At 67.4% G+C, this 13,078-nt stretch carries 15 protein-coding genes; 9 read left to right on the top strand and 6 right to left on the bottom strand.

Features of this window, described 5'->3' with window-relative positions:
- Positions 1–139: 139 nt before the first annotated feature.
- The 4 genes from BKG60_RS03890 to BKG60_RS03875 are packed head-to-tail and all read right to left on the bottom strand — an operon-like array spanning position 140 to position 5,161.
- A complete protein-coding gene (locus tag BKG60_RS03890; RefSeq protein WP_070187587.1) occupies positions 140–334 on the bottom strand; it encodes a ferredoxin in 195 nt (64 codons plus the stop codon).
- A 5-nt stretch (positions 335–339) separates the two neighbouring features.
- Complete coding sequence (locus BKG60_RS03885) at positions 340–1,545, bottom strand: cytochrome P450 (RefSeq protein ID WP_075909246.1); 1,206 nt, start codon at positions 1,543–1,545, stop codon at positions 340–342.
- 24 nt (positions 1,546–1,569) lie between these two features.
- The gene (locus BKG60_RS03880) at positions 1,570–3,576 is read right to left on the bottom strand and encodes an MMPL family transporter (RefSeq protein ID WP_075909245.1); all 2,007 of its coding nucleotides are present in this window, start codon (positions 3,574–3,576) and stop codon (positions 1,570–1,572) included.
- Complete coding sequence (locus tag BKG60_RS03875) at positions 3,569–5,161, bottom strand: Na+/H+ antiporter (RefSeq protein ID WP_070946604.1); 1,593 nt, start codon at positions 5,159–5,161, stop codon at positions 3,569–3,571. The genes BKG60_RS03880 and BKG60_RS03875 overlap by 8 nt, the downstream gene beginning before the upstream one ends.
- 44 nt (positions 5,162–5,205) lie before the next feature.
- On the opposite strand from BKG60_RS03875, the gene BKG60_RS03870 reads away from it, so the two are divergent.
- From BKG60_RS03870 to BKG60_RS03845, 6 genes are read left to right on the top strand one after another with little or no spacing between them, the layout of a single operon-like run.
- Positions 5,206–5,508: a UBP-type zinc finger domain-containing protein gene (locus tag BKG60_RS03870; protein WP_075909244.1), complete on the top strand. Its 303-nt coding sequence runs from the start codon at positions 5,206–5,208 to the stop codon at positions 5,506–5,508.
- A 24-nt stretch (positions 5,509–5,532) separates the two neighbouring features.
- Positions 5,533–6,849, top strand: a complete 1,317-nt coding sequence (purT, locus tag BKG60_RS03865; RefSeq protein WP_075909243.1) for a formate-dependent phosphoribosylglycinamide formyltransferase — start codon at positions 5,533–5,535, stop codon at positions 6,847–6,849.
- A gap of 6 nt (positions 6,850–6,855) precedes the next feature.
- Complete coding sequence (locus BKG60_RS03860; protein WP_070946607.1) at positions 6,856–7,308, top strand: Rv0361 family membrane protein; 453 nt, start codon at positions 6,856–6,858, stop codon at positions 7,306–7,308.
- Complete coding sequence (locus BKG60_RS03855) at positions 7,305–7,718, top strand: rhodanese-like domain-containing protein (RefSeq protein ID WP_070946608.1); 414 nt, start codon at positions 7,305–7,307, stop codon at positions 7,716–7,718. The genes BKG60_RS03860 and BKG60_RS03855 overlap by 4 nt, the downstream gene beginning before the upstream one ends.
- 7 nt (positions 7,719–7,725) lie before the next feature.
- A complete protein-coding gene (locus BKG60_RS03850; RefSeq protein ID WP_070946609.1) occupies positions 7,726–8,949 on the top strand; it encodes an O-succinylhomoserine sulfhydrylase in 1,224 nt (407 codons plus the stop codon).
- A 3-nt stretch (positions 8,950–8,952) separates the two neighbouring features.
- The gene (locus BKG60_RS03845; protein ID WP_070946610.1) at positions 8,953–9,366 is read left to right on the top strand and encodes a hypothetical protein; all 414 of its coding nucleotides are present in this window, start codon (positions 8,953–8,955) and stop codon (positions 9,364–9,366) included.
- On the opposite strand, the gene BKG60_RS03840 is transcribed toward BKG60_RS03845, so the two are convergent.
- Positions 9,363–10,226 carry an SDR family oxidoreductase gene (locus BKG60_RS03840; RefSeq protein ID WP_070187596.1) on the bottom strand — a complete coding sequence of 288 codons (864 nt, stop codon included), beginning with the start codon at positions 10,224–10,226 and terminating at the stop codon, positions 9,363–9,365. The genes BKG60_RS03845 and BKG60_RS03840 overlap by 4 nt on opposite strands.
- A gap of 73 nt (positions 10,227–10,299) precedes the next feature.
- Between BKG60_RS03840 and BKG60_RS03835 the strand changes: the two genes are divergently transcribed.
- The 3 genes from BKG60_RS03835 (at position 10,300) to BKG60_RS03825 (ending at position 12,280) form a co-directional block, all read left to right on the top strand.
- Complete coding sequence (locus BKG60_RS03835; protein ID WP_070946611.1) at positions 10,300–11,379, top strand: class I SAM-dependent methyltransferase; 1,080 nt, start codon at positions 10,300–10,302, stop codon at positions 11,377–11,379.
- 11 nt (positions 11,380–11,390) lie between these two features.
- A complete protein-coding gene (locus tag BKG60_RS03830; protein ID WP_070946612.1) occupies positions 11,391–11,933 on the top strand; it encodes a GNAT family N-acetyltransferase in 543 nt (180 codons plus the stop codon).
- A gap of 65 nt (positions 11,934–11,998) precedes the next feature.
- Positions 11,999–12,280: a hypothetical protein gene (locus BKG60_RS03825; RefSeq protein ID WP_171055089.1), complete on the top strand. Its 282-nt coding sequence runs from the start codon at positions 11,999–12,001 to the stop codon at positions 12,278–12,280.
- Here the strand turns inward: BKG60_RS03825 and BKG60_RS03820 are convergent.
- Entirely contained in the window at positions 12,277–13,017 is a 741-nt protein-coding gene (locus BKG60_RS03820) for an MBL fold metallo-hydrolase (protein WP_070946613.1), read from the bottom strand. The two genes, BKG60_RS03825 and BKG60_RS03820, sit on opposite strands and share 4 nt — an antisense overlap.
- Positions 13,018–13,078 lie beyond the last annotated feature (61 nt).

Raw genomic sequence — 13,078 nt, 5'->3', positions numbered from 1 at the left:
GACCAACGCGACCGCATCGCCGAAGAACGACGGCTACGCGCCGAACTCAACAACGACCTCCAAACCCAAAACGACTACCTAGCCTGGCTCGCCGAAGAATACGGACCACCACCACCCTTCTGAGCGGCATCGTCCGCGTTTACTCCCCGGTGAGCTTCAATGCTGAGGCGGGGCACAGTTTGACGGCCTGGCGGGCTTGATCGATCTGATCGTCGGGTACCTCGTCGACAAGGACTTCGACCACACCGTCGTCGTCCTGGTCGAAGACGACGTCGGAGATCATCACGCAGTTGCCCGATGCGATGCAGGCGTCCTGATCTGCTTCTACTTTCATGGCATTCACCACGTTACCGCCAACGATTTGAGCCCGTAGATGAAGTGAAAAGACCGGTATTGCACGGCCTCGAATGGTTCGGCCAGCGCCAGGTCCGGGAAGCGTTGCAGCAGGGCCGGGAAGGCGATCCGCATTTCCATGCGGGCCAGCGGGGCACCGAGACAGTGGTGCACGCCGTGGCCGAAGGCCAGGTGTCCGGGTGCGCCACGGCGGATGTCGAGCGTGTCGGGGCTGTCGATGAAGTTGGGGTCGCGGTTGCCGGCGGGCAGGGAGGCAAAGACCAACTGGCCCGCGGGAATCCGCACCCCGGCCACCTCGACGTCGGTGGTGGTGAAGCGTGGGATCGCATTCTGCACGATGGACAGCCAGCGCAGGAGTTCCTCGACGGCGGGGGCGACGGCGTCCGGGTCGTCGCGTACCGCGGCCAACTGGTCGGGGTGGCGGAGCAGGGCCAGGACGCCGAGGCCCAGCATGTTCGACGTGGTCTCGTGACCGGCAAGCAGCAGCAGACCGGCGATGCCGACGAGTTCGTCATCGCTCAATTCGGTGCCGTGATCGCGGATCAACATTCCGAGGATGTCCTCACCAGGGTCCTGGCGCGCCCGCCCGACCAGGCCACGCATGTAGTCACGGCTCTGCCGTTGCAGTGCAAGACGTTCGGCGATGGGCAGGGACAGGTCGAGTTGGAGTGTCGAGCGGTGCTGGAAGTCGTCGCGGTCCTCGTAGGGCACCCCGAGCAGTTCGCAGATCACAAGTGACGGGATGGGGAGTGCAAAATCGGCCACCAGGTCTGACGGCGGTCCGGCCGCGGCCATCGCATCGAGTCGGGCATCGACGATCTCGACGATGCGCGGTTCGAGCCGTTTCATCCGGCGGATGGTGAATTCCGCGGTGAGCATGCGGCGTAGCCGCTGGTGCTCGGGCGGGTCGAGCCCCAGCAGGTTTCCGGCCCGGGCGCTGGCCAGCTCCTCCTCGGACATCGCGGGCGCCCCGGGCAGGGTGAAACCAGGTGGCCGGCAGTTGGAGAACCGTTCGTGGTCGCCCAGCACGGCCTTGACGTCCTCGTGGCGGGTGATCAGGTACACGGGGTTGCCGAGCGCGCTGATGACCTGGCGAACGCCGTCGGTCTCGCGGATCTCATGCAGATCTGGAGTCGGGTCGAAGGCATTGCGCCGCATGTGCAGTGGGGGCAGTGCTGGTGCCTCGGTCATTCCTCGACGGTACGCGCGTGATCGCTAGGGGTCGGCCCGCAAGCCGGGCCGCCAGATCCGCGGGCCGATCAACGTGAACAGCGCCGGGATGATCACGGTGCGCACCACGAACGTGTCCAGCAGGATGCCCAGCCCGACGATGATCCCGAGCTGGGTCAGCACGATCAGGGGCAGCACACCCAGCACACAGAACACCGCCGCCAGCACGATCCCTGCACTGGTGATCACCGCGCCCGTGGCCGACACCGCGCGCACGATGCCTTGCCGCGTGCCGTACTCCGGGGTCTCCTCGCGGGCCCGTGTCACCAGGAAGATCGTGTAGTCCACGCCGAGGGCGACCAGGAACAGGAACGCGAACAGCGGGGTGCTGTTGTCCAGCGCCGGAAAGCCGAAGATGTGCACACTGGCCCAGCCGCCCAAGCCGAGGGCGGCCAGCGCGCTGAGCACCGTGACGCCGACGAGCACAAGCGGTGCGAGCGCCGAGCGCAGCAGCAGGTAGAGCACCGCCAGCACGACCGTCAGGATCGCCGGGATCACCACGAGCCGATCGCGCTGGGCTGCCGTGGCGGCATCCCTGGCCTGGGCGTCGGATCCGCCCACAACCGCGGTGGCATCCGCTGAGCGGACCGACTCACGCAGGGCGTCAACGGTTTCGAAAGCCTCATCGGAGGCAGGTTCGGCCTTGAGCACCACCGACCACTGGGTCAGACCGGTCGGTGACTGACCCGCCGCAACGGCGGAGACCACGCCGGGGGTGTCGGTGATCGCCCGCTGCACCGCCCCGGCTTTGGTGGTGGAGGCGATGACGCGGGTGGGGTCGGTCAGGCCACTCGGGAAATGCGCAGCCAATGTTCGATAACCGCTGACGGATTCGGCCTGCACCCGGAACTGCTCGGTCTGGGTCAGCCCGATCGGCGTGGCCAGCAGCGCGGTGCACAACACGGCCAGGCCGGCCAGTGCGGCCACCGCGACGCGGACGGGCTTGTGCGCCACGGAGTCCGCGATCCGGTGCCAGACACCGCTTTCGGTCAGCGGCGTGGCACCGACCTTGGGGATGAAGGGCCAGAACAGTCGCTTGCCGCACAGGGCGAGCAGCGGCGGCAACAGCACCAGCACGAAGATCGCGGCGATCACCAGGCCGGACGCGGCCTGAACCCCGAGGCTGCGGTTGCTGGGTGCGGAGGCGAGCAGCAGCGTCAGCAGGGCCAGGACCACCGTGGCGTTACTCGCCACGATCGCCGGCGCGGCGGCACGTACCGCGACCACGAGGGCTTCGCGGTGCTGCTCGGTGCGGCCCAGTTCCTCGCGGTACCTCGAGATCAACAGCAGCGCGTAGTTGGTGCCCGCACCGAACACCAGCACGCTCGTGATGCCTGATGTCGAACCGTCCGGGCTCAGGCCGAATCCCGAGGCCACCGCGGTCCCGACGACGGAGCCGACCCGGTCGGCGAAGGCGATCACCAGCAGCGGCACCAGCCACAGCACCGGCGAGCGGTAGGTGACGATGAGCAGCAGGGCCACCACCGTCGCGGTCACCGCGAGCAGTGTGATGTTCGCTCCGGCAAACGAATTGGCGATGTCGGCGCCGAACGCGGGGCCACCGGTGATCTCGGCTCGCAACTCGGCAGGCAATCCCTTGGTGGCGGTGGCGCGCAGATCCTTCACGGCGTCGTTGAGTCCGAAACCCGAAAGGCCGGCCTTCAGCGGCACGGTGACCACCGCGGCCTTGCCGTCGTCGGAGACCATCAACGGCGGTCCGGGCACATCGGTCATGCGGTTGCGCGCGGCGGCGGTGGCGTCGACGTCGGCCATGGTGAGCTCACCGCCGTCGGTGCGGGTCACCACCAGGATCGCCGGCACCTGATCCCCGCCGGGGAATTGGCTCCGCAAGGCGTCGGCTCGCGCCGATTCGGCGTCGGCCGGCACGGCGACGGGAGATTGTGAGGCGGCGTCGCTACCGCTGAGCAGACCCAAAAGCCCGCCGGAGACCACCACCACCAGCACAGCCAGCCACGTCAAACGCCTAATCACGATTCAGTGTCGCCTCTTCCAGATCGAGCCCATGCAGCACAGTACGCAGCACTTCGTCGTCGATGTGACCGGCATCGCGTTCGGCGATGAACGTGTCTCGTTCGGCGGCAAGCATTTCCAGGCGTAGTCGACGGAACGCCGATGTGGGACTCTCGCCGATGTCGTCCTCGCCGCGGCCCAGCCGCTCCCAGGCGGCGTTGCGCCGCCGGGTATTCCAGGCCCGTAACACATCGGCGGCGCGCTGGGGCACGTCGGTGGTGGCCGATTGCTCGGCCAGCAACTCATCGAGTCGCTCGGCGGCGGCTCGGGCCGCCTTGTCCTGGGCGGCCGCGGTGGCGATCGCGTCGCTGTGCGCCTCGTCGCTGTGGGCTCCCAGCACTCGGATGAACCACGGCAGGGTCAGCCCGTGCAGCAAGAGTGTTCCGACGACGACGACAAAGGTCAGGAACACCAATTGCGGGCGGCCCGGGAACGGCTCGCCGGACAGCGTGGTGGCTGGGACACCGAACGCCGCGGCCAGGGACACGACGCCACGCATACCCGCCCAGGCCACGACGAACACCTGGGCTCGCGGCGGTTCGGGTTCGTGGTTGCGGATCCGTTTGGACAGCAGGCGGGGCAGATAGGTGGTCGCGTACACCCACACCATCCGCACCCCGATCACCGTGATGAGCACGCCGGCCGACGAGATCGCCAGCGTGGCCGCCGAGATTCCGGCCAGGTCACTGATCACCTTCGGCAGCTGCAGGCCGATCAGCAGGAACGCGAATGATTCCAGGATCAGCTGCAGCGCCTTCCACACCGCCTTGTCCTGAAGCCGGGTGGCATAGCCCGCCTGGGACTCACGCTGGCCGAGCAACAGGGCGGCCAGCACCACGGCGATCACGCCCGAGCCGTGGATCTCCTCGGCCAGCAGATAGGTGAAGAACGGCGCGACCAGGCCGATCGCGCTCTCGACCAGTGGATCGTCGAGCCGGGTGCGGATGAAGTGCACCACCATGCCGATCACCCAGCCCACCACCACGCCGCCGACCGCGGCCAGGGCGAAGGTGCTCAGCCCGCTCTTCCAGGTGGCCGCGGTGCCGATGGCGGCGCCGAGGGCCACTTTGTAGGCCGTCAGCGCGGTGGCGTCGTTGAACAGGCTCTCCCCGCCCAGCAGTGTCATGGTGCGCCGGGGGAGGCCGAGGCGGCGGCCGACGGCCGTGGCCGATACCGCGTCGGGCGGGGCCACGATCGCGCCCAGGGTCAGGGCTGCGGCGATGGTGAGTTCGGGCACGATGTTGAAGGCGACGATGCCGACGACGAACGTCGTGGCCAGCGGGAGGCCGACAGCCAAGAACCCGATGGGGCGGATGTTGCGCCGCAGTGCCACGTAGCTGCTCTCCAGGCCCGCCGACCACAGCAGCGGCGGAAGGATCACGAACAACACCAGGTCGGGGTCCAGGTGTACGTCGTGTAGGCCGGGTAACGCGCTGCCGGCCAGCCCGGCCACCACCAGCGCCAGCGGTGCCGAGACGTCGTAGCGGCGGGCGACGGCGGCGAGCAGGATCGCGGCGACCAGTGCCGCCAACAGTGAGGCACCCACGTTGTCAGCCCTCCTTTACGTGTGCTTGCTTATCCTTGGTCAACATGTTGAGGAGATCACGCCGGCGCGAGCAGGCTCCGGCGTCTCGCACCTGTGAACATCTCGACGCGGCGGTTGACGAGCCACAGCCGTTGACGCCCGGACAGTGCCAGGACTGCGAACAACTCGGCGAGGACAACTGGGCGCATCTGCGGATGTGTCTGGCGTGCGGCCACGTCGGTTGCTGTGACTCGAGCCCGCATCAGCATGCCACCAAGCATTTTCAGCAGTCCGGGCATCCGGTCATGCGTTCGGCGGAACCCGGCGAGAGCTGGCGTTGGTGCTATATCGACCATCGAGTCGGGTGACCATCTGGCAGGCTGGGGCGTGCGATGAGTGAATCGATAGAAGACGTGCAGCCCGCCGGGGAGACACCTGCCCTGACCGACGACCAGGTCGACGGCGCCGAAGATGCCCCGACCGAGGACACCAACGACGGACCAGACCAGCCGACGGAGGCCGTCAAACCCACCGAACCTGCGGCGACCGTGCTGCTGCTGGGGTCCGGTGAGCTGAGCCGGGAGCTGGCACTGGCGTTCCAGCGGCTGGGCGGCGTGGTGGTGGCCGCCGACCGGTATTACGCGCCCGCGCACGGTGTCGCGGACCGTTCGGCGGTTGTCAAGATGAACGACGCCGAGGAACTCGCCGCGCTGATCGAGCGGGAGAAGCCGCGCTATGTGGTGGCCGAGTCCGGTGTCATCGCCGCCGACGCGTTGATCGCGGTCGCCGAGCGCGGCGACATCGAGGTTTTGCCGGCCCCGCGCAGCATCCGGCTCTCCCAGGACCGCGAGGGGCTGCGCCGGCTGGCATCAGATGAGCTGGGCCTTCCCACGGTGCCGTTCTGGTTCGCCGGGTCGGCCGAGGAGCTGTCCGCGGTGGCCGAGCATGCCGGCTTCCCGTTGGTGGTCAAGCCGGTGGTGGGCGCCCAGCGTGACGGCGAGTCGGTGCTGCTTCGCCCCGATGACGTCGAACCGGCCTGGCAGCGCGCGACCACCGCAGGCCACATCGTCCACAACCGGGTGCTGGCCGAGTCTGTCGTCGAGGTCGAGTACGAGATCACGATGCTGACGGTGCGTACCACCGGACCCTCCGGTCCCGGTGTGCAGTTCTGTGAGCCGATCGGGCACCGCCAGGTCGGTACCGACGTGTTGGAGGCCTGGCAGCCGCAGCCGTTGTCGCCGGCCGCGCTGGATGCGGCGAAGTCGATCTCCGCGCGGATCGTGAACTCGCTGGGCGGCCGCGGGGTATTCGGCGTTGAGCTGCTGGTTCAGGGCGACGACGTGTACTTCTCGGACGTGCGGATCCGTCCCCACGACAGCGGGCTGGTGACCCTGCGGTCCCAGCGGCTGTCGGAGTTCGAGATGCATGCCAGGGCGATCCTGGGGCTGGCCGTGGACACCATCATGATCTCGCCGGCGGCCGTCGAGGTCACCTACGGCGGGGCCGACGCCGGCGAACCGTCAGCCGACATCGGTGCGGTGTTGGCCGACGCGCTGGCCACGTCGGAGAGCGATGTGCGGTTGTTCGGTCGTCCGGGCGAATCCGACGCTCCGCGCCGCCTCGGGGTGGCGTTGGCCACGGCTCCCGACGTGATCATCGCCCGTGACCGGGCCCGTCGCGTCGGCACCGCGTTGCGCAAGCTGTGGTAGGCCGGGATGGCTGAGCAGGACGAAACACCGGATCGGCCCACGATGGTGCCGTTCTTGGGCGCATTGGCGGTCATTGTGCTCGTGGTGATCGTTGTGGTTCTGCTCAACGTATTCGGCTCCGACGGTCGTAGCGACGAGCAGCAGGTCGCTCTCGCCGCGGTGGGCCAGAACGATGCGCTGCAGCGGGAGAACTTCGGTGAGTTCTCCGGTTACACCTGCGCCGCCCTACGCGGTGTCGAGTCGGATTTCATTGCCCGCCAGCGCGATTCGGTGGCCAAGCGGGGTGCCCGGTATGTGGACGACGTGACGGAGGTGAAGGTCGACGGGGATCGGGCGACGGCCACCGTGGTCTATCACTTCGACAACACCCCTGACGACAAGGTGAACACCGAGACGACGTTCGTGCGTGAGGACGGCCAATGGCGGGTCTGCTCGAGTATGGGAGACTCACGCCCGTGAGCTATGCGGGAGACATCACGCCCGAGGAGGCCTGGAAGCTTCTGAGTGAGAACTCCGAGGCCGTGCTGGTGGACTGTCGGACCGACGCCGAATGGCGTTTTGTCGGTGTGCCGGACCTGTCCACCCTTGAGCGTGACGTGGTGTACGTGGAGTGGAACCGGAACGACGGCACCCACAACGATGGATTCGTCGATGATCTGAACGCGGCGGGCGTGACGCCGGGCCAGCGTCCGGTGGTGTTCCTGTGTCGCTCGGGCAATCGTTCGATCGGTGCTGCCGAGGCCGCGACCGCGGCCGGTATCGGCCCCTCCTACAACGTGCTCGACGGATTCGAGGGCAACCTTGACGAGAACCGTCACCGTGGCGGTACCGGCTGGAAGGCCGTCGGGCTGCCCTGGATACAGAGTTGAGAACCGCATGACTGACATCCCATCTGTCCGGATCCCGGCTGCGCTGCCCGACGGCGTCAGCCAGGCCACCATCGGCGTGCGTGGCGGTCTGCTGCGCTCGGAGTTCGAGGAAACCGCCGAGGCGATGTACCTGACCTCGGGCTACGTCTACGAGTCCGCGGCCGCCGCGGAGAAGGCCTTCACCGGCGAGATCGACCGATTCGTCTACTCCCGCTACGGCAACCCGACCATCTCGATGTTCGAGGAGCGGTTGCGCCTCATCGAGGGCGCGCCGGCGTGCTTCGCCACTGCCACCGGAATGGCGGCGGTGTTCACCGCGCTGGGTGCGCTGTTGGGCGCGGGTGACCGGCTGGTGGCCGCCCGCAGCCTGTTCGGGTCGTGCTTCGTGGTGTGTAACGAGATCCTGCCGCGCTGGGGCGTGGAGACGGTGTTCGTCGACGGCGACGATCTCTCGCAATGGGAGGAGGCACTGTCGGTCCCCACGACGGCGGTGTTCTTCGAGACGCCGTCGAACCCGATGCAGTCCCTGGTCGATATCGCCGCGGTGTCCGAGCTGGCGCATGCTGCCGGCGCAAAGGTGGTGCTGGACAACGTCTTTGCCACTCCATTGCTGCAGCAGGGTATTCCGCTCGGTGCGGACGTGGTGGTGTACTCCGGCACCAAGCACATCGACGGCCAGGGCCGGGTGCTGGGCGGGGCGATCCTGGGCGACCAGGAGTACATCGACGGCCCGGTGCAGAAGCTCATGCGCCACACCGGCCCGGCGATCAGCGCCTTCAATGCCTGGACGCTGCTCAAAGGCCTTGAGACCCTTGCAGTTCGGGTGGACTACTCGAACCGTTCGGCGCAGTCGGTGGCCGAGTTCCTGGAGGCCAAGGCCGGGGTGAACTGGGTGAAGTACCCGTTCCTGGAGTCGCATCCGCAATACGACCTGGCCAAGCGTCAGATGAGCGGCGGTGGCACGGTGGTCACCTTCGAGCTTGCCGCCGGCAAGAATGGATCTGCGAAGGACCGCGCCTTCGAGGTGCTCGACAAGCTGCGCGTCATCGACATCTCCAACAACCTCGGCGACGCCAAGACGCTGATCACCCACCCGGCGACCACGACGCACCGGGCCATGGGTCCGGAGGGGCGCGCGGCCATCGGCCTCGGCGACGGCGTGGTGCGCATCTCCGTCGGCCTGGAAGGCACCGAGGACCTGATCGCCGACCTGGACCAGGCACTGGGATAGCGCGTGTCCCGGGGATCTGACGCCAAGAAGGCCCGCCGCCGCAAGCGGCAGGCCGTCCGGAACGTGAATCGGGTCTCGGCGGAGTCCGTCGACCAGCTGGCCGACATCCCCGATGCGGTCGTCGCCGACCTGGCCGAGTTCGATGAGCGAATCACCCAGCGCGGCTGGGAGTTCGACGAGGAACAGTCGAACGACGATTACGCGGTGTGGTTCTACGAACCGTCCGGAGCCCACGTGGAGGACGGCCTGCCGGTGACCTCACTGTGGCTGGATGCCGCCGAGGACGGCGAGATCGTGCGGGTGGTGTTCGTCGGAAGCGTCGAGCGCTACGAGTTCACCCATGACGAACTGATCGACGGAGCCCTCGACGTCATCGAGGGCTATCGCGCCGGTCAGCCGCTGCCGGAGTTCGGCTAGCTCTTCCCGTCGGAGTCGATGACACCCTGGGCGGCCTGGGCCCGGTCCTCGTAGCTCTTGCGCTTGGCGGCGTCGAACTCCAGGAACACGTTGTCCAGGCCCAGCTTCTTGTTCATCCAGCGACGGCCCTTGGGCGGCAGCATCTGCGCGGCCTGTGCGGTGAAGCGCAGCGGCGGCGGGACCGACACGTGGGTCTTGGGCTTGTTCAAGGTTTTGACGATGGCTGCTGCGATTTCTTCGGGCTCGACCGGCTTGATCGCCCCTCCGGACTTGGTGCCCGAGATCAGGTCGGTGTTGGTGAACGGCGGCATGATCACCGACACGTTGACCCCGTGCGGGGCCATCTCGTCGGCCAGTGCGGTGGACAGCCCGACCACCGCGTACTTGGAGCCGACATAGACCACCTGGCCCGGCAGCGGGATCAAGCCCGACAGAGAGGCGATGTTGATGACATGGCCGCGGCGACGCTTGACCATGTCCGGCAGCGCCAGCTGGCAGCCGGTGAGCACGCCGTACACGTTGACCTCGATGTTGGACCGGATCGACTGTTCGCTCTGTTCCAGGAACGGTCCGACGGGCATCACGCCGGCGTTGTTGATCAGTACGTCGATGTGGCCGCCGCCGTCGGTGCGCGCCTTGTCGAGGAAGGTGGCGAACGATTCGCGGTCGGTGACGTCGAGCGGGTAGCCCGAGACCTGGCCGAGCTTGCTCAGGTCGACGACGGCTGACTCCTGAAGGGCGACGTCACGGTCGCCGATGACGACGCGGGCACCGTGGGCCAGCAGCGCCTTGGCGGTGGCGTAACCGATGCCGCGGGCGGCGCCGGTGATCGCGATGGTCTTGCCCCTGATGTTGTCCATGGCGGCGAACTTTACACGTGTCAAGTTTGGGGCGGAAGGGGGTGGAGGTGGTGGCGTACTCTGGGCGGGCGTGATGACGAACGCCACCGATCAGCAGGTAGTTACCGAGACAGTCGACGATTTCTCCGAGCGGATCACCTCGGCGATCGACAGCTCAGGGCTGACGCTTCTGCTGAGTCTCGGCCACCAGGCCGGCCTGTTCGACACGATGGCGAAGCTGCCGTCGGCAACCAGCTCCCAGATCGCCGAGGCGGCCGGTCTCGACGAGCGCTATGTACGTGAATGGCTCGGCGGAGTCGCCGCCGCCCGGGTGGTCGACTACGACGCGAAGTCCTGCACGTACCGGTTGCCCGCCCACCGCGCCGAGGTGCTGACCCGGGGCGGCGGCCTGAACAATCTGGCCCGCCTGGCCCAGTACGTCCCGCTGATGTGCGAGGTCGAACAGGAGATCCTCGGCTGTTTCCGCGACGGCGGCGGGCTGAGCTACGACCACTATCCGCGCTTCCACACGATCATGGCCGAGCGCAGCGGCGAGGTGTTCGACGCGGCATTGATCAGTGCCGTGCTACCTCTGGTCCCTGACCTACCCCGACGTTTGGAATGCGGTATCGACGTCGCCGACTTCGGTTGTGGCAGTGGGTATGCCATCGGCCTGATGGCGCAGGCCTATCCGGACAGTCGCTTCACCGGTATCGACTTCTCCGTGGAGGCGACCGCCACCGGGTCCGCCCGCGCGTCGCAACGCGGCTTGACCAACGCCTCATTCGTCGCCGCCGACCTGGCGGCCCTGGATCAGGCCGGAGCCTACGACCTCATCACCGCATTCGACGCCATCCATGACCAGGCGCAGCCCGCCCGGGTGCTGGAGAACATCTATCGCGCGCTGCGGCCGGGTGGCGTCCTGCTCATGGCCGATGTGAAGGCGTCGAGCCGGCTGGAAGACAACATCGGCGTAGCGATGAGCACCTATCGCTACACCGTTTCGCTGATGCACTGCATGTCGGTCTCACTCGGATTGGAAGGCGCCGGCCTGGGCACGATGTGGGGCAGGCAGTTGGCCGTGTCGATGCTGAACGACGCCGGATTCGGCGACGTGGAAGTTGCCGAGATCGAACAGGACCCGGCGAACTACTACTACCTCGCCAGGAAGTAGGAGGTTCGGGCGTGAGCGGTGTGCGATTCGTTGCGGTCGGCCTGGACGATCCGTTGGCCGAGCCGTTGCTGGCGGAGTTGTCAGTGGAGTACTCGGGGCGCTACGGCGGTACCCCCGAGCTGATGATGGGCTGGTTGCGGGGAAAAACCGCCGACGAGTTCGCCCCGCCGTCCGGCGGGATGTACATCGGTGTGCTCGCCGGCGTGCCGGTCACCGGTGGTGCCTTCACCCGATTCGACGCCGATACCGCCGAACTCAAACGCATCTGGACCGACAGCCGGTATCGGAAGCGGGGGTACGCCAGAATGCTGCTGGCGCACCTCGAAGGCGAGATCGCGGCACGCGGGTACCGCAGGATCTATCTGACGACCGGGCATCTGCAGCCGGAGGCCGAGGCGCTCTATGACTCGGCGGGCTACACGCGGCTGACCGCCCCGCTGCCGCCCGAGGGGGAGGGGGCGGTCTTCCCGATCGCCTTCGAGAAGCAGCTTTCGAAGGAGTCCCCTGTCCGTGCCGGTCACGGCCAGCTCATTGCCGAGCGGTCGGGTCAATAGCGGCTAGGCTGGCCCCGAAGCTGTTGTCACCGCTAGGGGGGTATTTGCCGAGTCTCCAGGTAATCGTGGGATCGCTGCTGCTGGCAGCGGCTGCGGTGGTGTTTGCGACCGGGGTGGCTTTGCGGCTCTTCATCGGTCGGCGAGCGGACTCGGCGGAATCACGGCGGCGGATGCACGCGTTCCGCCGGACCAAGTTTGCCCGGGTGCTGTTTGGCTCGGTGTACGACGACGAGGTGTTCGACCCCGACGAACTCGATCAGATGGTCCTGATGCCGACGATCGTGCTCGCCTGCGGCCTGTGCCTGACCGGGTTCTTCCTACTGGGGTACCGCATCTTGCAGCACTAGGCGTGCCGGTCGGCCGCGGCAGCGGCAGCGTCGGCGATGGATCCACGCCATACCGGACCATGCCCGGGCAGCATCACATCGGCCTCGACCGCGGCCAGCGTCTTCAAACTGGACAGGCAGCCCGCCTCGTCGTGGTTGAACAGGGCCGGTAGCAGGGTCGGACCGGCCTGCGGCAGGAGCGGATGCCCGGTGACCAGGGCGTCGCCGCTGACCAGAACCCCGTCCACGATGAAGGAGCAGTGCCCGCCGGTGTGCCCGGGGGTGGGCACAGCTGTGGGCGCGCCGGGCAGCCCCGCGGCGATCTCGGCGGTCAGCGACCGGGCGGTGGGGATGCCGTCGTGGTTCATCCCGCCCTTGACCGTGATGGTGGCTGCCCACTTCAGCCAGCGCGGCTGCCAGATGTTGCGCACCACATCGGCGGGCGCGGCCTGCTCGAGGTATTCACGCTTGGTGTGTCCGAGTTCGGCGGTATGGCAAAAGACCGGTGTGCCATGGGTTTTCGCCAGCCAGATGGCAGTCCCGAAATGGTCGATGTGGGCGTGGGTCAGCAGGACGGCGGCAATGTCGTCGATGCCGAACCCGAGTTGGCGGACCGAGCCGACGACGTCCTCGCGCTGTCCCGGGAACCCGGCGTCGATCAGCATGACCCGCTTCCCGTCGGTCACCAACGTCCAGTTGACCAAGTCGGTTTGTGCGAAGTGCACGTGCTCGGTGATCGCGGTCAGGGCTGCTGCCATGCCGCGAGTTTAGGCATAGGAATGAAGTCTCCGCCGTCCTGAAGGAGGCGGTTCCCTATTG

Source organism: Mycobacterium syngnathidarum (genome assembly GCF_001942625.1).
Classification (GTDB): Bacteria; Actinomycetota; Actinomycetes; order Mycobacteriales; family Mycobacteriaceae; genus Mycobacterium; species Mycobacterium syngnathidarum.
This window is presented reverse-complemented; position numbering and strand designations above follow the sequence as displayed.

Bases quoted from the DNA above. Each gene is read 5' to 3' on its own strand.
- BKG60_RS03860 (WP_070946607.1), top strand. From the start codon at position 6,856: ATGGCTGAGCAGGACGAAACACCGGATCGGCCCACGATGGTGCCGTTC.
- BKG60_RS03840 (WP_070187596.1), bottom strand. From the start codon at position 10,226: ATGGACAACATCAGGGGCAAGACCATCGCGATCACCGGCGCCGCCCGC.
- purT (WP_075909243.1), top strand. From the start codon at position 5,533: ATGAGTGAATCGATAGAAGACGTGCAGCCCGCCGGGGAGACACCTGCC.
- BKG60_RS03885 (WP_075909246.1), bottom strand. From the start codon at position 1,545: ATGACCGAGGCACCAGCACTGCCCCCACTGCACATGCGGCGCAATGCC.
- BKG60_RS03835 (WP_070946611.1), top strand. From the start codon at position 10,300: ATGACGAACGCCACCGATCAGCAGGTAGTTACCGAGACAGTCGACGAT.
- BKG60_RS03890 (WP_070187587.1), bottom strand. From the start codon at position 334: ATGAAAGTAGAAGCAGATCAGGACGCCTGCATCGCATCGGGCAACTGC.
- BKG60_RS03870 (WP_075909244.1), top strand. From the start codon at position 5,206: ATGTTGAGGAGATCACGCCGGCGCGAGCAGGCTCCGGCGTCTCGCACC.
- BKG60_RS03850 (WP_070946609.1), top strand. From the start codon at position 7,726: ATGACTGACATCCCATCTGTCCGGATCCCGGCTGCGCTGCCCGACGGC.
- BKG60_RS03820 (WP_070946613.1), bottom strand. From the start codon at position 13,017: ATGGCAGCAGCCCTGACCGCGATCACCGAGCACGTGCACTTCGCACAA.